At 53.0% G+C, this 19,597-nt stretch carries 12 protein-coding genes; 10 read left to right on the forward strand and 2 right to left on the reverse strand.

Annotated features, from left to right (window positions below):
- Positions 1 to 4 precede the first annotated feature (4 nt).
- The 8 genes from pilQ to eno all read left to right on the forward strand — a co-directional run bounded on the left by pilQ (position 5) and on the right by eno (position 14,233).
- Positions 5 to 2,050, forward strand: a complete 2,046-nt coding sequence (gene pilQ, locus ACN06F_RS03435) for a type IV pilus secretin PilQ (RefSeq protein WP_433924662.1) — start codon at positions 5 to 7, stop codon at positions 2,048 to 2,050.
- Positions 2,050 to 2,616, forward strand: a complete 567-nt coding sequence (gene aroK, locus ACN06F_RS03440) for a shikimate kinase AroK (protein ID WP_038481630.1) — start codon at positions 2,050 to 2,052, stop codon at positions 2,614 to 2,616. The genes pilQ and aroK overlap by 1 nt, the downstream gene beginning before the upstream one ends.
- Positions 2,613 to 3,719, forward strand: coding sequence for a 3-dehydroquinate synthase (gene aroB, locus ACN06F_RS03445; RefSeq protein ID WP_433924663.1), 1,107 nt, complete (start codon positions 2,613 to 2,615; stop codon positions 3,717 to 3,719). The genes aroK and aroB overlap by 4 nt, the downstream gene beginning before the upstream one ends.
- A 563-nt stretch (positions 3,720 to 4,282) precedes the next feature.
- The gene (gltB, locus tag ACN06F_RS03450) at positions 4,283 to 8,740 is read left to right on the forward strand and encodes a glutamate synthase large subunit (protein ID WP_433924664.1); all 4,458 of its coding nucleotides are present in this window, start codon (positions 4,283 to 4,285) and stop codon (positions 8,738 to 8,740) included.
- Between the two features lie 33 nt (positions 8,741 to 8,773).
- A complete protein-coding gene (locus ACN06F_RS03455; RefSeq protein WP_038481642.1) occupies positions 8,774 to 10,192 on the forward strand; it encodes an FAD-dependent oxidoreductase in 1,419 nt (472 codons plus the stop codon).
- A 138-nt stretch (positions 10,193 to 10,330) separates the two neighbouring features.
- Positions 10,331 to 11,986 carry a CTP synthase gene (locus ACN06F_RS03460; RefSeq protein WP_038481645.1) on the forward strand — a complete coding sequence of 552 codons (1,656 nt, stop codon included), beginning with the start codon at positions 10,331 to 10,333 and terminating at the stop codon, positions 11,984 to 11,986.
- Positions 11,987 to 12,003: 17 nt separating this feature from the next.
- Entirely contained in the window at positions 12,004 to 12,873 is an 870-nt protein-coding gene (gene kdsA / locus ACN06F_RS03465; protein WP_038481648.1) for a 3-deoxy-8-phosphooctulonate synthase, read from the forward strand.
- Between the two features lie 70 nt (positions 12,874 to 12,943).
- Entirely contained in the window at positions 12,944 to 14,233 is a 1,290-nt protein-coding gene (eno, locus tag ACN06F_RS03470; protein WP_038481651.1) for a phosphopyruvate hydratase, read from the forward strand.
- Between the two features lie 445 nt (positions 14,234 to 14,678).
- On the opposite strand, the gene fdxA is transcribed toward eno, so the two are convergent.
- On the reverse strand, positions 14,679 to 15,002 hold the full coding sequence (fdxA, locus tag ACN06F_RS03475) for a ferredoxin FdxA (RefSeq protein WP_009722190.1): 324 nt from the start codon (positions 15,000 to 15,002) through the stop codon (positions 14,679 to 14,681).
- 155 nt (positions 15,003 to 15,157) lie between these two features.
- Complete coding sequence (gene mutS / locus ACN06F_RS03480; protein WP_120385695.1) at positions 15,158 to 17,725, reverse strand: DNA mismatch repair protein MutS; 2,568 nt, start codon at positions 17,723 to 17,725, stop codon at positions 15,158 to 15,160.
- Between the two features lie 161 nt (positions 17,726 to 17,886).
- On the opposite strand from mutS, the gene ACN06F_RS03485 reads away from it, so the two are divergent.
- Together ACN06F_RS03485 and recA are read left to right on the forward strand one after the other, a co-directional pair.
- Complete coding sequence (locus ACN06F_RS03485; protein WP_038481658.1) at positions 17,887 to 18,420, forward strand: CinA family protein; 534 nt, start codon at positions 17,887 to 17,889, stop codon at positions 18,418 to 18,420.
- Between the two features lie 89 nt (positions 18,421 to 18,509).
- On the forward strand, positions 18,510 to 19,571 hold the full coding sequence (recA, locus tag ACN06F_RS03490; RefSeq protein WP_038481661.1) for a recombinase RecA: 1,062 nt from the start codon (positions 18,510 to 18,512) through the stop codon (positions 19,569 to 19,571).
- The last annotated feature ends 26 nt before the right edge of the window (positions 19,572 to 19,597 follow it).

Genomic DNA, 19,597 nt, shown 5'->3' on the forward strand with positions numbered 1-19,597 from the left:
GCTTATGGCTGCTAAATGTTATCGAACGTTGCTGTTATTAATCGCGGTAGTGCCATCGGTCTGCATGGCATCAGTGCTTACTAATGTCGATGTGCGCCAAACTCATAGTGGTGACGTTGAGCTAGTGTTGCAGTTCAGTGGCGGCGTTGCCCAGCTAAGTGGCTATCGATTAGATGCACCTCCTCGTCTAGCGCTGGATTTGGCAGATACACAAAGTGCGCTTGCTCAACGCCGTATTGGTGTCAGTAGTAGTGTTGTTGAACAAGTGACGGTGTTAGAGGGCAGTGGACGGACGCGTCTCGTGGTTGATTCGAATGAATCCCTTGATTATACCGCTCGAGTCGTCGGTGAGCAGTTAAGAGTCACCTTAGCATCAGGTGGTTCTGTGTCTATGCCGGCACCTCAAGCTGCTAAAGCTATCCAGACTTCCCCGTCCATCCCGGGGCCGCGTGTTGAAAATATTGATTTCCGGCGTGAAGGTGATGGTGCAGGGCGTGTCGTGGTGACATTTGATCGTGCTGGTGTGGTCGCTAATGTGCGTGAAGGTAGCGAGGGCAGCATTATAGCGGAGTTGCGTAATGTGGCACTGCCTGATGCGCTTAATCAGGTTTACGATGTTACTGATTTTGCGACGCCGGTTACCCGTATTATCCCTCATCTTGGACAGCGTGATATGCGGCTGGAGCTACAAACGAACGGCCCCATCGCGATGGCTTCATCGCAACGCGGGCGTACGCTGACGATTGAAGTGCAGCCGGTGAGTCAAGCTACACAACAGCAGCGAGAACAGCAGGGAATATCTTTTACCGGAGAGCGGTTAAGCCTGAACTTTCAAGATATTGAAGTGCGTGCAGTGCTGGCTATTCTGGCAGAGTTTACTGGCCTAAACCTAGTGGCCAGTGATAGCGTTGCTGGACGCATTACACTTAACTTGAACGATGTTCCCTGGGATCAAGCGCTAGCGCTGATCTTACAAAGCCAGGGGCTGGCAAGTCGGGAGCAGGGGAATGTGATCGTAGTGGCGCCTGCCAGCGAGCTAGCGGCTCTTGAACGGCAAGAGATAGAAACACGCAATCAACGCCAAACGCTTGCGCCATTAGTCACTGAGTTCATTGAGATAAAGTACGCCCGCGCCGAAGACCTTGCCCAGCTGTTACGTGGTGGCGATGGCTTTGGGCTGTTAACTGACCGAGGGCGAGTCAGTATTGATCAGCGTACTAATATGTTACTGGTACAAGATACTGCAGAGCAGGTGCGCGCTATTATCGGCACTTTAGATCGCTTGGATGTCGCCGTCCGTCAGGTGCAAATTGAGGCAAGAATTGTCATTGCCCGAGATACTGCATCTCGGGAGTTAGGGATTAACTGGGGCGCGTCGAGTACTCGCGGCTTTTTAGAAAACGATGATGGCACGTTTTCTCGGCGTAATATTAATCCCAACAACATTAACCGTGCTCAGGGTGGCCTCGCAGTAGATCTAGGTTCAGTGGCTGCTGCCAACACAGGGTTTAGTTTTGGTTATCTATCAGGGGACGTGCTGCTAGATCTTGAGCTGCGAGCGCTGGAAAGTGAGGGCAAAAGCCAGACGATTTCTCAGCCCCGAGTGATCACAGCTAACCAACGAACAGCTATTATTCGCCAAGGCGAAGAGCGGGCTTTTCAGAGCGTAGATACAGAAGGGAATCCAGATACAGAGTTCAAGGAGGCTGAACTCTCCTTGGAGGTAACGCCACAAATTACTCCGGATAACCGCATCATTATGGATTTGGTGATTAAAAACGATAGCTTCCGGGAAAGTGAGTTTGGTGGTGAGCCGCCGATTGATACCAACCAGATAGAGACTCAAGTGTTGGTCGATAATGGGCAAACGGTAGTGTTAGGCGGTATTTTGACAACAGAGCAGTTGAGCCAAATAGCGAAAACACCGCTGCTAGGAGATATTCCTTGGCTTGGGCGGCTATTCCGCTATACCGAAGAGAGCAATGAAAAGGTAGAGTTATTGGTCTTTATTACTCCACGACTACTTGATGATGGTTTGGCGGTTCGCTGATGCAAGAGTTACCCAATATTTTTTTAATTGGCCCCATGGGGGCTGGCAAGAGCACGATAGGCCGCTTACTCGCGGCTGAGTTGTCGCGCTCGTTCTTTGACAGCGATCACGCCATACAAGACCGCTGTGGTGCGGATATCCCCTGGATTTTTGACGTTGAAGGTGAACCCGGCTTTCGTCAGCGCGAAAGCCAGATGATTGACGAGCTCACTCAGTTATCTGGTGTGGTAGTGGCTACCGGCGGTGGCGCAGTGCTGCGCGAAGAGAATCGACGTGCTCTGCGTGAGCGAGGCGCCGTGGTTTATTTGCTGACCACCGTTGACCAGCAACTGAAGCGCACTGCCAAAGATCGAAATCGACCGCTATTACAGTGTGATAATCGCGAACAGGTGCTGAACGACATGTTCGCCACACGAGATCCGCTGTATCGAGCAACATCTGATATTACGGTGCGCACGGATCGGCGCAGCCCACGTGCGGTGGTCAACGAAATTCTGCGTCGTGTCCATCGCATGGTGGACCCTTTAGAAATTGCGCGGGCTCAAAGTAAAAAGGTATCACAATGACTGAAATGACAAGTGCCCAGCGTACGCTAACTGTCGCATTGGGTGAGCGTAGCTACCCGATCCATATTGGTGTTGGGCTGCTAAAGCGCGCCAATGTGCTGGAGCCGTATCTCGCGGGTCAGCAGGTGATGGTAGTCACCAATGAGACTATCGCACCGCTTTATTTAGAAACGCTTTGCGGCGGTCTGCCTGGTCATTTAGACATTCGCACGGTAGTGCTGCCTGACGGGGAGCAGTATAAAACCATCGAGCAGGTAAGCCGGATTTGGGACGCGCTGTTAGAGGCCGGCTTCAATCGTCGCTGTACGCTGATTGCCTTAGGGGGAGGTGTGATTGGCGATATGGTCGGTTATGCGGCGGCAGCTTATCAACGTGGCGTTGCCTTTATTCAGGTGCCTACTACGTTATTATCCCAGGTAGACTCTTCGGTGGGTGGGAAGACCGGTGTTAACCACCCGCTGGGTAAAAATATGATTGGTGCTTTTTGGCAACCAAAAGCCGTCATCGTGGATATCGATACTTTGACCACTCTGCCTAGCCGGGAGCTTTCCGCAGGCTTGGCAGAAGTGATCAAGTACGGGTTAATCCGTGATGAGCGCTTCCTAAGCTGGTTAGAAGAGCATATGCAGGCGCTACGTAGTGTTGAGCCTGCAGTGATTGCTGAAGCGATTGCTCAAAGTTGTCAAATTAAAGCCGACATTGTGGCGGATGACGAAACTGAGCAGGGCGTTCGCGCGTTGCTGAACCTGGGGCACACGTTCGGTCATGCTATTGAAGCTCATCAAGGTTATGGCAACTGGTTGCACGGTGAGGCCGTGGGTGCAGGCATGGCGATGGCAGCAACGCTCTCGCATCAGCTTGGCTGGATAGATAGCAATGCACTCGCGCGTGCTAAGGCGGTTGTTGAAAGCGCTGGACTACCGCTAGCCGCACCTGCCGGAATGTCTGTAGATGACTTTTTAGCCCGCATGAAGCTAGATAAGAAGAATATTGATACTCGTCTACGTTTGGTGCTGCTCAATGCCCTGGGTGACGCCTGCGTAAGTGACGCCACGCCGCCTGATATGCTGCGTGAGCTACTTCATCACTATCCGCGCGACTAAATGCCTAGGCGTATTGGCTATAAACAATCAAAAGCCAGTATGGGGAATCAGTACTGATAAGCGGTACTGATAAACAGTGCTTATAATAAATAGTACTGATAGACCGTATTGCTAAACAGTTTTACAAACAAAGCTGCACAGAAAACCCACCATCGCGTGGGTTTTTTGTTGTCTGGTCGTTAAGTGATGATCGTTCTGTATGTAATCCGTATGCCTTATGCGCTATCGGCATGGGTTTTTTGAGCCAATTGATACTAAAGTCTAGTTATGTATTTCAATCGTTTAAATATCGTTTAGCTGCTTTGCAAGTGGTTGAAGTTAATATATTTTTTTATTAATCGTTAATGCAAATGCAAGATTTGACAAGGTTTTTTAGGGATTGGCGAGTTCTGGGTGATTGCGCTACACGCAGGCAAATCGCTATGCTGAGCCACCTTTTCTTGAAGCGGTGGAAGCGGGAAATGCCCTGTTTTTAATGGGTAGTAAGAGGTCAAAAATAAGAAAAACCCAATAAGATAACATGAAAACACTGCTAAATAAATACGCTGACTAGAGGCGCGCCCATGAATAGAGGTCTTCACCAGCCTGGCGAGTTTCGCGATAACTGTGGCTTTGGCCTTATTGCCCATATGGAAGGGCAGGCCAGCCACGACTTGCTGAAAACTGCTATTGAATCACTTACCTGCATGACCCATCGCGGCGGTATTGCGGCAGACGGCAAAACCGGTGACGGTTGCGGCTTACTGCTGAAAATGCCGGTGCAATTCATGCGCGCTGCCGCGAAGCAAGCGCTTGATGCGGAGCTGGGCGAGCGCTTTGCTGTAGGCGTCATCTTTTTGCCAGATGACGATGCGCGTGCCGCTCATGCTAAAGAAACCCTTGAGCGCGAACTAAGCAGCCGTGGTTTAGATGTATTGGGCTGGCGCGAAGTGCCCACCGACTCTAGTGTATGTGGCCCAATGGCGCTGGACTGTCTGCCGCGCATTGAGCAGCTGTTTGTTCAGCCAGCTAGCAGTGGAAATTCAGGCAGTGATCGCTTCGATGTTGATCTGTTTATGGCGCGCCGTTATGCAGAGCAAGCGCTACGTAGCGATGAAGACTTTTATGTTGCTTCACTCTCATCAGAAGTTGTTTCCTATAAAGGCTTAGTCATGCCGGAAGATTTGCCGGCATTCTACAAAGACCTGAATGATCCAAGTCTGGAAACCGCCATTTGCGTGTTCCACCAGCGTTTCTCTACTAACACTGCACCGCGCTGGCCGCTAGCCCAGCCATTCCGCCTGCTGGCTCATAATGGCGAGATCAATACGATTGAAGCCAACCGCGGCTGGGCGAACTCTCGTAAAGCCAATTTTGTTAACGAGCGCTTGCCTGATATTGCTGAGCTTGACGAAATCGTCAATACCACTGGGTCAGACTCCTCAAGCATGGATAACATGCTGGAAGTGCTGCTGACTGGCGGTATGGAGCTACATCGTGCGGTGCGCATGATGGTGCCGCCTGCTTGGCAAAACGTTGAGACCATGGACGCCGAGTTACGCGCGTTCTATGAATACAACTCCATGCACATGGAGCCTTGGGATGGCCCGGCCGGTGTGGTAATGACCGACGGTCGTCAAGCTGTTTGTATGCTGGATCGCAACGGCCTTCGCCCCGCGCGCTGGGTGATTACCAAGAATGGCTACATCACGCTAGCGTCTGAAATTGGCACTTATGGTTATCGCCCTGAGGATGTCGTCGCTAAGGGGCGCGTTGGCCCAGGCCAGATGCTGGCGGTAGACACTCAGACTGGCGAAGTACTGCACACCCAGGATATCGATAACCGCCTGAAGTCAGCTTATCCCTATAAGCGCTGGCTCAAGCAGGAAGCCCATTACCTAGAGTCAGCGCTGACTGAGCTTGCGCGTTTCCAGACAATGGACACTGACGCGCTTAATGTTCAACAGAAAATGTTTCAGGTGAGCTTTGAAGAGCGTGATCAGGTGCTGCGCCCGTTGGCAGAAAGTGGCCAGGAGGCGGTTGGCTCGATGGGTGATGATACCCCCATGGCGGTGTTGTCTAGCCGTCCGCGTCTGCTAACTGATTTCTTCCGTCAAAAGTTTGCCCAGGTGACCAATCCGCCGATTGACCCCCTGCGTGAAGCGATTGTTATGTCGTTGGAGACTTGCTGTGGTGCGGAGCTGAACGTCTTTAAGGCAACGCCTGAGCATGCTCACCGCTTGATTTTGACAACGCCGGTGCTGTCACCACGTAAATTTACTGCGCTGGTCAGCCAGGATGATCCTGCCTTTGCTAGCCACACGCTGTCACTCGGGTACGACCCGGAGCACACCAGTTTGCAGCGGGCAGTCACCTTACTTTGCCAAGAAGCTGAAGCGCAGGTAAAAGCGGGCAAAGTGATTCTGGTGTTGACCGATGCTGACCTTCCCAAAGGACAGTTGCCCATCCAGGCGGCTTTAGCAGTGGGAGCCGTTCACTCTCATCTTGGTCGTTTGGCGCTGCGGCCGAACGCCAACATTGTGGTGGAAACCGGCTATGCAAGGGATGCCCACCAAATGGCAGTGCTGTTTGGCGTGGGCGCAACGGCTGTGTACCCATGGCTTGCTTACCAAGTGATGGCGGATATGCATCGCACCGGTGAGCTAACAGGCAACCCTGCTGATGCTCGTGAGAATTACCGCAAAGGTCTGCAGAAAGGGTTGTTCAAAATTCTTTCGAAGATGGGTATTTCAACGTTAGCTTCATACCGCGGCTCTATGCTGTTCGAAGCGGTGGGGCTATCCGATGAGATCATGGATACCTGCTTTGTCGGCATGGCATCACGCATTCAGGGCACTGGCTTTGCTGAGCTGCAAATGCAGCAAGAGCTGCTGGCGAAGGATGCCTGGATTGCCCGCAAAGGCATCTCCCAAGGCGGTATGCTGAAGTATGTTCATGGCTACGAATATCACGCCTACAACCCCGATGTCGTGAAGTCGCTCCAGGCGGCGGTGCAAGAAGGCAGCTACGCAAAGTGGAAAAAGTTTGCTCAGTTGGTCAACGAGCGTCCGGTTGCCACTATTCGTGACTTGCTTAAGCTCAAACCTGCTGCAACGCCCATTCCGTTAGAGGATGTTGAACCGATTGAGGCACTGATTCCGCGCTTTGATAGCGCCGGTATGTCGCTAGGTGCGCTTTCTCCGGAAGCCCATGAGGCGTTGGCCCAAGCAATGAATGAGTCGGGCGGGCGCTCCAACTCCGGCGAGGGTGGGGAAGACCCTGCTCGCTACGGCACCATCCGTAGTTCGAAAATCAAGCAGATTGCTTCTGGCCGCTTTGGCGTTACCCCGGCCTATTTGGTCAATGCGGAAGTACTGCAGATCAAAGTTGCCCAGGGTGCCAAACCCGGTGAAGGTGGTCAGCTGCCGGGCGGCAAAGTGAACCAGTTGATTGCCCGGTTGCGCTACGCGGTGCCTGGTGTGACGCTGATTTCACCGCCGCCACACCACGATATCTACTCGATTGAAGACTTGGCGCAGCTGATTTTCGACCTTAAGCAAGTCAATCCAGATGCCCAGGTTTCCGTAAAATTGGTCTCTGAGCCAGGTATTGGCACTATTGCCACTGGTGTGGCGAAGGCCTATGCGGATCTGATTACCGTTTCTGGTTACGACGGTGGTACTGCGGCAAGTCCATTGACCTCTATTAAGCACGCGGGCTCTCCTTGGGAGCTTGGGTTACCTGAGGTGCACCAAGCACTGCGTATTAACGGCCTGCGCGACAAGATTCGCCTGCAGACCGATGGTGGTCTCAAAACGGGTCTTGATGTCGTTAAGGCGGCGATTCTGGGGGCTGAAAGCTTTGGCTTTGGTACGGCGCCGATGGTGGCGCTGGGCTGCAAGTACCTGCGTATTTGCCACCTGAATAACTGCGCCACCGGCGTAGCGACGCAAGATGATTTCCTGCGTGGCGAGCACTTCCGCGGCACTGTCGATATGGTGAAAAACTACTTCCGCTTTATTGCTGAAGAAGTGCGTGAACTGATGGCGATGCTAGGGGTGTGCCAGTTGACGGACCTGATTGGCCGCACCGATCTGCTTGAAGTGTTGGAAGGCAATACGGCCGCTCAGCGTAAATTGGATCTAACCCCGCTGCTTTCGAATGATTTTGTGACTGCAGATGCACCGCAGTTCTGTAAGGTGAGTCGTAATGTGCCCCACGACCCAGGCGCTAAGAACCAGGAAGTGCTGGCAGCACTAAAAGAGGCCATTGAAAGCCAGTCTGGCGGAGAGTTTGACTTCACCATCACTAACTGCGACCGCAGCGTAGGTGCATTGAGCTCTGGCGCGATTGCCAAGCGCTACGGTGAAGATGGCTTGGAATCAGCCCCGGTCACTGCGCGCTTTACCGGGGTGGCTGGTCAAAGCTTCGGGGTGTGGAATGCCCGTGGCTTAAACCTCTATCTCGAAGGCGATGCCAACGACTACGTGGGCAAAGGCATGAACGGTGGCAGCATTGTGATTGTGCCGCCCAAGGTTAGTCAGTTTGAAAGCCACAAAACCGCCATTATTGGTAACACCTGTCTGTATGGTGCGACGGGCGGCACGCTGTTTGCCGCAGGTACTGCGGGGGAGCGTTTTGCCGTGCGTAACTCTGGAGCTACTGCTGTTATTGAAGGCGCAGGTGACCACTGTTGTGAATACATGACCGGGGGCTTGGTCTGCGTATTGGGTGAAACGGGCGTTAACTTTGGCGCGGGTATGACCGGTGGTTTTGCTTACGTCTTAGATGAAGACCGTACCTTTGTGGACAAGTACAACCACGAGCTGGTCGAGATTCACCGGGTCAATACCGAAGCGATGGAAGCGTATCGTCGTCATTTGCGTGAAATGATCGAAGCCTACGTTGCAGCGACAGGCTCCGCTCGGGGCGCGGCGATTCTGGAAGACTTCGGCGACTACGCGCGCCACTTCTGGCTAGTGAAGCCAAAAGCGGCGAGCTTGGGTAGTTTGCTGAATCAATCTCGGCGTCAGCCGGAATAACCCGCCAGAGCCTACGCTTCGAGGAGAGAGATCATGGCTAACCGTTTAAATAACGATTTCCAGTTTGTAGATGTGGGTCGTCAAGACCCACAGAAAAAAGCCGCACACACACGGTCAAAAGAGTTCGCTGAAATTTACGAGCCCTTTAAGCCCACCGATGCGGCGAGTCAGGCGCACCGTTGCCTGCACTGCGGCAATCCGTACTGCGAGTGGAAGTGCCCGGTACATAACTACATTCCCAACTGGCTTCAGCTAGTGGTGGAAGGCAATATTATTGAAGCAGCCGAGCTTTCACACAAAACCAACTCGCTGCCGGAAGTGTGTGGCCGCGTGTGCCCGCAAGATCGTTTGTGTGAAGGCGACTGTACGCTGAACGATGGCTTTGGTGCGGTTACCATTGGGTCGATAGAGAAGTACATTACCGACACCGCGTTTGCGATGGGTTGGCGTCCGGATATGTCTAAGGTGGAGTGGACCGATAAGAAGGTCGCCATCGTAGGTGCCGGGCCTGCGGGTCTTGGTTGCGCTGATATCCTGGCACGTAATGGCGTCAAACCCGTCGTATTTGATAAGTATCCCGAGATTGGCGGTCTGCTTACCTTCGGTATTCCAGAATTTAAACTGGAAAAGAACGTGATGGAGCGTCGCCGCGCCGTCTTTGAAGAGATGGGCGTCGAGTTTCGTCTGAATACCGAAATTGGTACCGACATCGAATTCGATACGCTGCTGCAGGAGTACGATGCTGTTTTCCTGGGTATGGGGACTTACAAGTACATGGAAGGTGGCTTCCCCGGCGAAGATTTACCTGGCGTGTATAAAGCGCTCGATTTCCTGATCGCCAACGTTAATCGTCGCTTAGGCTTTGAAAAAGATCCTAACGACTTTATCTCGATGGAAGGTAAACGTGTGGTGGTGCTTGGCGGTGGTGATACGGCGATGGATTGTAATCGGACCTCGATTCGCCAGCACGCCGACAGCGTGATCTGCGCTTATCGCCGTGATGAAGAAAACATGCCCGGTTCCCGCCGTGAAGTTGCTAATGCGCGAGAAGAGGGCGTTGAGTTTCTGTTCAACCGCCAGCCGGTTGCGGTGGTAGGTGAAGAGCAGGTCGAAGGGGTTAAGGTCGTGCGTACCCGTTTGGGTGAGCCCGATGAAAACGGCCGTCGACGTCCTGAGGTGGTGCCTGGGTCTGAAGAGATTATTGCCGCCGACGCAGTCGTAGTAGCGTTTGGTTTCCAGGCAAGCCCTGCGCCGTGGTTCGATAGCGCCAATATCCAGGTCGATGAGCGTGATCGCGTAAAAGCGCCAGAGCATGGCCAGTACGCCTACCAAACCAGCAATGCGAAAATTTTTGCCGGTGGCGATATGGTGCGCGGCTCTGACCTGGTGGTCACCGCGATTTACGAAGGCCGCCAAGCTGCTGAGGGGATTTTGGATTACCTAGGCGTTTAGTTTTGATAGTGAGGGGCGTCTTCGCCCCTCTGCCACCTGCAGTTCAAATTGAGCCTTTAGGCGTACTCTGCTATTCTGTCATCCCATCCTGGTGTGGCTTTCTGTTACGCCTTTTGATCACGTTTCGACAGGTTTTCCATGACACGATATATCTTCGTGACCGGCGGCGTTGTGTCCTCTCTTGGCAAGGGCATCGCGTCGGCCTCGCTGGCGGCGATTCTAGAGGCCCGCGGCCTTAAGGTCACCATGCTCAAGCTCGACCCCTACATCAACGTGGACCCGGGCACCATGAGTCCTTTCCAGCACGGCGAGGTGTTCGTCACCGAAGATGGCGCCGAGACGGACTTGGACTTAGGGCACTATGAGCGTTTTATTCGCACCAAAATGACCCAAGGGAATAACTTCACGACGGGGCGCGTGTACGAAAATGTACTGCGCAAAGAGCGCCGTGGTGATTACTTGGGGGGTACTGTTCAGGTCATCCCTCATATTACCGATGAAATCAAACAGCGCGTCTATGCTGGCGGTGAAGGCTTTGATGTGGCGCTGGTAGAAATCGGTGGCACGGTGGGTGATATCGAATCACTGCCGTTCTTAGAGTCTATTCGTCAGATTCGTAGTGAGCTTGGCGCTAGTCGGGCGATTTACATGCACCTTACGCTGGTGCCGTATATCAAGACGGCAGGCGAAACCAAGACCAAACCGACTCAGCACAGCGTCAAAGAGCTACGCTCGATTGGTATCCAGCCGGATATTTTGATTTGCCGTAGCGAAGTAGAGCTTGAAGAGAGCGAGCGCCGTAAAATCGCCCTGTTCACTAACGTGGAAGAGCGTGCCGTTGTACCGTTACAGGATGCCGATACTATTTATCGGATTCCGTTGATGCTTCATGAGCACGGCCTGGACGACATTGTTTGCGATAAGCTGCGCCTGGAAGCAGAGCCTGCTGACCTTTCCGAATGGGTCAAGGTGCTGGATTCCAAGTTGAATCCGCTGAAGTCGGTAAGCATTGCCATGGTCGGTAAATACATGGAGCTGCTGGATGCCTATAAGTCGCTCAACGAAGCGCTTATTCACGCAGGCATTCAAGGGCGTATTAAGGTCAATGTTGACTATATCGACTCCGAAGATATCGAGCATCACGGCACCGAGCGGCTAGCTGGCAAAGATGCCATCTTAGTACCTGGTGGCTTTGGCGAGCGCGGTGTGGAAGGCAAAATTCTTACCGCTCAGTTCGCGCGTGAAAACAACATTCCCTACCTGGGTATTTGTTTGGGCATGCAGGTCGCGGTCATCGAATTTGCCCGCAATGTGGCTGGCTGGGAAGATGCTAACTCTACCGAGTTTACCCACGACACCAAGCACCCCGTAGTGGGCCTGATTACCGAGTGGATTAACGCTGAAGGTAAGATCGAGCTGCGTGACGCCGCGTCTGATTTAGGTGGCACCATGCGTCTAGGCGGTCAGGTCTGTCACTTGAAATCCGGTAGCAAAGCTCGCGAAGCCTACGGTGCTGATGAGATTGTCGAGCGTCATCGCCACCGCTTTGAAGTCAATAACCAGTTTATTGATGAGTTAGAGCAGGCAGGTCTGGTCATTTCTGGCAAGAGCGTCGATCAGTCCTTGGTAGAAGTCGTCGAGCTGGCTGACCACCCTTGGTACGTGGCGTGTCAGTTCCATCCGGAGTTTACATCGACACCACGTGACGGACACCCGCTGTTCTCTGGGTTTGTTAATGCTGCCTTAGAGCACAAAACGGCACGTACGCGCGCTCATACAACGACTCAGGAATAAGAGGGAGAGCGAATAACATGTCTTCGACTTCTCAATCATCCTTTCCAGAGCGTCATATTAACGTTGCCGGCCTAACCGCCGGCAATTCTTTGCCGCTAATGTTATTGGGCGGCATGAATGTGCTGGAGTCAGCGACGCTTGCTGATGAAGTGGCGCAGGCCTACGTTAATGTGACGCAAAAGCTCGGAATGCCTTATGTCTTTAAGGCAAGCTTTGATAAAGCGAACCGTAGTTCTATCCACTCTTATCGTGGACCTGGGCTAGAAAAAGGTTTGCAGATTCTAGCGGATATTAAAGCGCGCTATGGCGTGCCCATCATTACCGACGTTCATGAGCCTTGGCAGGCAGAGCCTGCGGCTGAAGTCGCTGACATAATTCAGCTGCCAGCGTTTCTTGCCCGCCAGACCGATCTAGTGGTGGCGATGGCTAACACCGGTGCGGCGATTAATATCAAAAAACCGCAGTTTCTAGCACCTCACGAAATGCGCCATATCCTCACTAAGTTTCAGGAAGCCGGTAACGACCGTCTGATGCTATGCGAGCGTGGTACTAGCTTCGGCTACAACAACCTGGTGGTGGATATGCTAGGCGTTGGCGATATGAAACAGACCGGTTACCCGGTGTTTTTCGATGTCACCCATGCCTTACAGCGCCCGGGTGGCCGTGCGGACAGTGCCGATGGCCGTCGTGCCCAAGTGGCAGAGTTGGCCCGTGCGGGTGTGGCCGTTGGTTTGGCGGGTATCTTCCTAGAAGCTCACCCTGACCCAGATAATGCTAAGTGCGATGGACCCTGCGCACTGCCATTAGATCAATTAGAGCCATTTTTGACTCAGCTTTCGCAGCTAGATGCCTTGGTGAAGGGGTTTACGCCTTTGACCATCCGTTAACCGCGACGGCAAATATGGTATACATTGGACCCACAATCATCCATTAGACTGACAACCAAAGGACACTGTTATGACCAAAATTGTTGAAATCAGCGCACTAGAAGTGCTCGATTCCCGCGGCAACCCTACCGTTCAGGCCATGGTTCGCCTGGAGAGTGGCGCCGTAGGTGAAGCATGTGCGCCAAGCGGCGCTTCTACAGGCTCCCGCGAAGCGCTCGAGCTGCGCGATGGCGACAAGACACGCTACCTTGGCAAAGGCGTTTTAAAAGCCGTTGAGGCCGTGAATGGCAAAATCAGTGCTGCGTTGTTAGGAATGGATGCGCGTGATCAGCGTGGGCTGGACGACGCAATGTTAGCCCTGGATGGCACTGAAAATAAGGCGAATCTGGGTGCGAATGCCATTCTGGCGGTGTCGCTGGCTGCGGCTAAAGCCGCTGCCAATGCTAAAGGTGTGCCGTTATATGCGCACATTGCCGAGCTTTATGGCCAGCCGGGGCAGTACAGCATGCCGGTACCGATGATGAACATTCTTAACGGTGGTGAGCACGCCGATAATAACGTTGATATCCAGGAATTCATGGTACAGCCAGTAGGCGCGGCAAACTTCCGTGAAGGCCTACGCATGGGTGCGGAAATTTTCCACGCGCTAAAAAAAGTACTGTCTGCTAAAGGCCTTTCTACGTCCGTGGGTGACGAAGGCGGCTTTGCCCCTAACTTGGCATCTAACGCAGATGCCCTGGCGGTCATTAAGCAAGCTGTTGCTGATGCCGGTTACGCACTGGGTAAAGACGTTACCTTGGCGCTAGACTGTGCCTCTTCCGAGTTCTACAAAGATGGCCAGTACAATCTTTCCGGTGAAGGTAAAAGCTACGATGCCGAAGGGTTTGCCGATTACCTGGCAGGCCTTTGTGCGGACTATCCGATCGTTTCCATCGAAGATGGTATGGATGAATCAGACTGGGCGGGCTGGAAAGCACTGACTGACAAGCTGGGCGACAAAGTACAGCTGGTTGGCGACGATTTGTTTGTTACCAATACCAAGATTCTTAAGCGTGGTATAGACGAGCAAATTGGTAATTCAATTCTGATCAAATTCAACCAGATTGGCTCGCTGTCAGAAACGCTGGATGCGATCAAAATGGCCCAGGACGCTGGTTTTACAGCGGTTATTTCACACCGTAGTGGTGAAACTGAAGATACGACGATTGCCGATTTGGCCGTGGGCACCTGTGCAGGCCAAATTAAAACGGGCTCTCTGTGTCGTTCTGACCGCGTCGCGAAATATAACCGCCTGCTCGTCATCGAAGCGGAATTGGGTGATGTGGCTTACCCTGGCTTGAAAGCCATCAAAGGGCAGTAAGCGAAAATGAGCGTCGGCGTGTAAGAGATGTCTCAAGATTTTGTAAGAGATATCTTACAAATGCCGGCGCTAATCGCTCAAATGCTTTTTTATTTTATCTTATATTTTTGATTTTTATGGGTTTTTTATAACGGGCGAGCCGCAGTGGCTCGCCCGTTGCCGTTTTGGTCGCTTGAGTTGTGATGGCTTTGTGCCACAATGCATTCAGGACAGGGGAGGCAAGGATGCTTCAGGCAGGATGCAACGGGATGCAGGTCAGATACGCTAGGTGACACAGTGATGTGGGCTCTGGCAAGGATGGTATCTGAGGAGTTTGACACAGGGAGTGGTCAGAGGAAGTGCTTGGAGCGGGCGGCCTACGGGCCGCCTTTTTTTGTGTGCACAGCCCGTGGCACACAAAAAAAACCAGCGCGAACGCTGGTCTGAAAATGCGTAGCTTCTAAGATTAGCGTTCGAGCTTTTCCAGCTTACCTGTTTTGCCGTCCCACTCTTCTGCATCGGGCAGCGGATCTTTTTTCTCGGCAATATTCGGCCATACATCGGCTAATTCAGCATTAATTTCTATAAACTGCTCTTGGCCATCAGGTAGCTCATCTTCTGAGAAGATAGCTTCTGCGGGGCACTCCGGTTCACACAGGGCGCAGTCAATACACTCGTCTGGGTGAATGACCAGGAAGTTGGGGCCTTCGTAGAAGCAGTCGACCGGGCAGACTTCAACACAGTCGGTGTATTTACACTGGATGCAGTTCTCGGTAACGACAAACGTCATCTTGCTATCCCTCTTGCGGGACCGGGAGCTTCCCGGTCGTGGTCAATAGTTAATGGTTATAAATCGGCCGTTTCTTATAAGATAAAACAGTATGGGCGACATTCTAGTGGTGCCCTTACGCGGCGGCAAGCGCTCATGGCTTTCCTTTCATACCATTACAGTAGCTCTCGCCACTGATATAGCAGCGCTAGCGCTTCGCGGGGTGTTAAATCGTCTACATCGGCTTTGCCTAACGCTTCCACCACGGGGTGCGGTGCGCTGGCGAACAAGTCGTTTTGTTGCGGTGCTGTAGAAATGCCGCTTGGGCGCTGCAACTCATCCACATCGCGCTGCTCGAGGGCCATCAGCTTTTCACGGGCTCTGCGTATCACATGGTTGGGAACACCTGCCAACTGGGCTACCTGTAAGCCATAGCTCTGGCTCGCAGGACCAGCTTCGATGCGGTGCATAAACACGATGCTGTCGCCGTGCTCAGTGGCGGTTAGGTGAATGTTTGCCACACCCTCTGCTTGTTCCGGCAGCGCGGTCATTTCAAAATAGTGCGTGGCAAATAGGGTGAGTGCCTTTGCTTCGGCTAGGTACTCAGCACTTGCCCAGGCCAGTGAAAGGCCGTCAAAAGTACTGGTACCACGACCAATCTCGTCCATTAATACCAAGCTATGCTCAGTAGCATTGTGCAAAATATTAGCGGTTTCGGTCATTTCCACCATAAATGTAGAGCGACCACCCGCTAGATCATCTGACGAGCCTATGCGGGTAAAGATACGATCTACAGGGCCTATTTCAGCGCTATCAGCAGGTACGAAGCTGCCACTATGAGCCAACAGTGCGATGAGCGCGGTTTGGCGCATATAGGTTGATTTACCGCCCATGTTGGGGCCGGTGATAATCAACATGTGCTGATCAGGTGTTAGCGTGACATCGTTGGGTACAAAGGGTGTGTCGCTGACATGTTCGACAACAGGGTGCCGTCCAGCGGTAATTCTAAGGCCAGTGGCATCTCGTAGCTGAGGCCTTACCCAATTGAGTGCCTCTGCACGATCGGCAAAGGCGCAGAGCACGTCAAGTTCAGCCAATGCCCGCGAGGTGTTTTGCAGTGCGTGAAGCGCCGCGTTGAGCTCGCCCATCAGGCGCTCGTAGAGCCATTTCTCACGCGTGAGGGCCCTGGACTTGGCCGAGAGTGCTTTGTCTTCGAACTCTTTAAGTTCTGGAATAATAAAGCGTTCAGCATTTTTTAGCGTTTGACGACGGATGTAGTCGGCGGGTGCCTGCTGAGCCTGAGAGCGAGGCAGTTCAATAAAGTAGCCATGAACCCGGTTATAGCCGACTTTCAAATTGGCCAGGCCAGTGCGTTCGCGCTCGCGCAGCTCCAACTGCACTAAGTACTCACCGGCGTTTTCAGCCATGCCACGGTGTTCATCTAGCTCGGCGTCAAAGCCGTTCGCAATCACGCCGCCATCGCGAATCACCACGGGCGGATTCTCAACCAATGCGCGAGTTAAGGTATCGGCTATTTCTGGGTAGGGGCGAATGTGAGGTTTAAGACTATCGATAGCGCTACCGCTATCAATTTCGCTTAGCAATTGCTCAAGCGCGGGTAGCGTTACCAGCGCGTCGCGCAGGCGCGCCAAATCCCGGGGACGTGCGCTATACAGTGCGACGCGAGCCAGGATGCGCTCGACGTCGCCTACATCACTCAACGTATCGCGTAGCGGCAGGTAGGCTGCTTCAATAGAGAGCAACGCCACGCCCGCGTGACGATCTTCCACGACGTTACGCTGGCGCAGCGGGCGGTTAAGCCAGCGCTTTAGTAATCGCGAACCCATCGCGGTGGTGCAGGTGTCTAACACGCTGGCCAGGGTGTTATCGCTGTTGCCGCCGAGATTAATATCAATTTCCAGATTACGCCGACTGGCCGCGTCAATCACTACGGCATCATCACGGTTTTCGACGCTAATGGCCGTTACGTGGGGCAGTCGTGAACGTTGGGTGTCTCGGGCGTAATCGATTAGTACACCCGCCGCGATGAGTGCGGTGGTTAAGTGCGCGCAACCAAAGCCGCGTAAATCCTGGACTTCAAATTGATCGCATAGGCTGCGCGTGGCGCTGTCTAAGTCAAACAGCCACTCCCCTTGGCGCCGCAGGCTGCGCTTTTGTGACCATGCGTCGGGCAGTGTTAAGCTTTCGGGCACTAACAGTTCGGCGGGCGACAGGCGGGTTAGCTCTGCCTGCATCTCGGCTTCACTTTCTACTTCCAAAACATTGAAGCGCCCACTGGAAAGCTCCAGCCATGCAAGGCCCCAGCCGTCTTTGCCGGGTGCAACGGCGACCAGCACGTTATCTCGGCGAGCATCCAGTAAGGCTTCATCGTGAAGCGTGCCAGGGGTGACAATGCGTACTACTTGTCGATCAACGGGGCCTTTACTGGTGGCAGGGTCGCCGATTTGCTCGCAGATAGCGACGGATTCACCGGCTGACACCAAGCGGGCTAAATAGCCTTCAGCGCTATGGTAGGGCACGCCTGCCATAGGAATAGGTTTGCCACCTGACTGGCCGCGCTGGGTAAGGGTGATATCCAGCAGCATTGCGGCGCGCTTGGCGTCATCGAAAAATAGCTCGTAAAAATCCCCCATCCGGTAAAACAGAAGTACCTCGGGGTGATCGCGTTTGATCTTAAGATATTGCGCCATCATTGGCGTATGAGCGGGGCTGGCCTGTGACATGGGCGTCCTGGTTGAGCGTTGCGCAAGCAGTCTCAGCTTGCGGCATGTTCTTTGGCAGTTACTTTAAACGACTTCTTTGGGCAATTTCTTTGAGCAATTTCTTTGAGAAAGTTAAACACGGTATTCTACGCTGAACTGAGGTCTCACATGAAGGAGTCACCATGGCACCTAGCGTTTCAAGCCTGAAGAATCTTGACCTATCACTGCTCGCTCAACGCTTGGGAAGGCTGTGTCAGCAGCTTGGGGTTGAAGTTTCCACAGCAGAGTCCTGTACAGGCGGTGGTATCGCCAGCGCAATTACTTCTGTGGCAGGTAGCTCTGCGTATTTTACAGCAGGCTATGTGACCTACTCCAATGCTGCTAAAGCGCGTATGTTGGATGTGCCCGAGGCGCTTATCGAAGCCCATGGCGCGGTCAGCGAGCAAGTAGTTAATGCAATGGTTAAAGGTGCTTGCTTAGCAAGTGGTGCTGATTTAGCGGTTGCCGTCAGTGGAGTGGCTGGTCCTGATGGTGGCAGTCAAGAGAAGCCTGTTGGTACCGTATGGCTTTCCTGGGGCAGTGCAGAAAGCCAACAGGCAGCGTGTTTCCACTTTCACGGCGACCGACAGGCGGTACGCGAACAAGCCGTACGTGAAGCATTGGCAGGCCTAGTTGCGCGCTTGATGGCCCAGGCCCAAGGCAGTGAAAAGAAATAAACATTAAATATGGTGCTGAGGATTTGTTTAGCCGCTAATCTTTGGCATACTACTGGCTAATTATACAGTTTGTAATGAGGAATTTCTGCATGGCTCAGGATGACAACCGCACCAAAGCGCTAAATGCTGCACTTAGCCAGATTGATCGCCAGTTTGGTAAAGGGACTGTTATGCGCCTTGGCGATGCACCGCGCGTGATAATGCCGTCTGTCTCCACCGGTTCACTGGGGCTTGATATCGCGCTTGGTATCGGCGGGTTGCCGTTTGGGCGCGTATGTGAAATTTATGGCCCAGAGTCATCGGGTAAAACGACTCTGACTCTGTCAGTCATTGCGCAGGCGCAAAAACAGGGCAAAGTATGTGCGTTCGTCGATGCAGAGCACGCTCTGGACCCAAGCTATGCAGAAAAACTAGGGGTTAATCTAGACGACTTGCTGGTTTCCCAGCCTGATACCGGTGAGCAAGCGCTGGAAATTACCGACATGTTGGTACGGTCTGGCGGGGTAGATGTGATCGTGATCGACTCCGTGGCTGCATTAACGCCGCGTGCTGAAATCGAAGGCGAAATGGGCGACTCCCACGTTGGTCTTCAAGCACGCTTAATGTCTCAGGCATTGCGTAAAATTACCGGTAATATCAAAAACGCCAATTGTTTAGTGGTGTTTATCAACCAGATCCGCATGAAGATCGGCGTAATGTTCGGTTCGCCCGAAACCACGACCGGCGGTAACGCGCTTAAATTCTACGCCAGCGTGCGCCTGGATATCCGGCGTACAGGCTCAGTAAAATCGGGTGATGAAGTTACTGGTAACGAAACCCGTGTGAAGGTAGTTAAAAACAAAGTGGCGCCGCCATTCCGTCAGGCAGAGTTCCAAATTCTCTACGGTAAGGGTATCTACCATGCGGGCGAGGTGATCGACCTGGGCGTGCAGTGCAGCTTGGTAGACAAGGCGGGCGCGTGGTACAGCTACAAAGGCAAAAAGATTGGTCAGGGCAAAGCCAATGCAGCTCAGTATTTAGAAGAGCATCCTGAGACCATGGAAGAGATTGAAGCGCAAATCCGAGCTCAGCTGCTTGCTCCGCCGGATGCAAAAAAAGAAGAAGCCCCAGAGGCAGATGTTGCAGCTGAGAGCGATGATGATTTGCTGTAAGCCTCTTTATGATGCTGTTTTTTTAA

This window comes from Vreelandella sp. 21 (assembly GCF_050995515.1).
GTDB lineage: Bacteria > Pseudomonadota > Gammaproteobacteria > Pseudomonadales > Halomonadaceae > Vreelandella > Vreelandella alkaliphila.

What these genes read in the sequence shown, in the direction of transcription:
- aroK (WP_038481630.1), top strand. Translation starts at nt 2,050, where the DNA reads ATGCAAGAGTTACCCAATATTTTTTTAATTGGCCCCATGGGGGCTGGC.
- fdxA (WP_009722190.1), bottom strand. Translation starts at nt 15,002, where the DNA reads ATGACGTTTGTCGTTACCGAGAACTGCATCCAGTGTAAATACACCGAC.
- aroB (WP_433924663.1), top strand. Translation starts at nt 2,613, where the DNA reads ATGACTGAAATGACAAGTGCCCAGCGTACGCTAACTGTCGCATTGGGT.
- mutS (WP_120385695.1), bottom strand. Translation starts at nt 17,725, where the DNA reads ATGTCACAGGCCAGCCCCGCTCATACGCCAATGATGGCGCAATATCTT.
- ACN06F_RS03460 (WP_038481645.1), top strand. Translation starts at nt 10,331, where the DNA reads ATGACACGATATATCTTCGTGACCGGCGGCGTTGTGTCCTCTCTTGGC.
- recA (WP_038481661.1), top strand. Translation starts at nt 18,510, where the DNA reads ATGGCTCAGGATGACAACCGCACCAAAGCGCTAAATGCTGCACTTAGC.
- ACN06F_RS03455 (WP_038481642.1), top strand. Translation starts at nt 8,774, where the DNA reads ATGGCTAACCGTTTAAATAACGATTTCCAGTTTGTAGATGTGGGTCGT.
- gltB (WP_433924664.1), top strand. Translation starts at nt 4,283, where the DNA reads ATGAATAGAGGTCTTCACCAGCCTGGCGAGTTTCGCGATAACTGTGGC.
- ACN06F_RS03485 (WP_038481658.1), top strand. Translation starts at nt 17,887, where the DNA reads ATGGCACCTAGCGTTTCAAGCCTGAAGAATCTTGACCTATCACTGCTC.
- kdsA (WP_038481648.1), top strand. Translation starts at nt 12,004, where the DNA reads ATGTCTTCGACTTCTCAATCATCCTTTCCAGAGCGTCATATTAACGTT.
- pilQ (WP_433924662.1), top strand. Translation starts at nt 5, where the DNA reads ATGGCTGCTAAATGTTATCGAACGTTGCTGTTATTAATCGCGGTAGTG.
- eno (WP_038481651.1), top strand. Translation starts at nt 12,944, where the DNA reads ATGACCAAAATTGTTGAAATCAGCGCACTAGAAGTGCTCGATTCCCGC.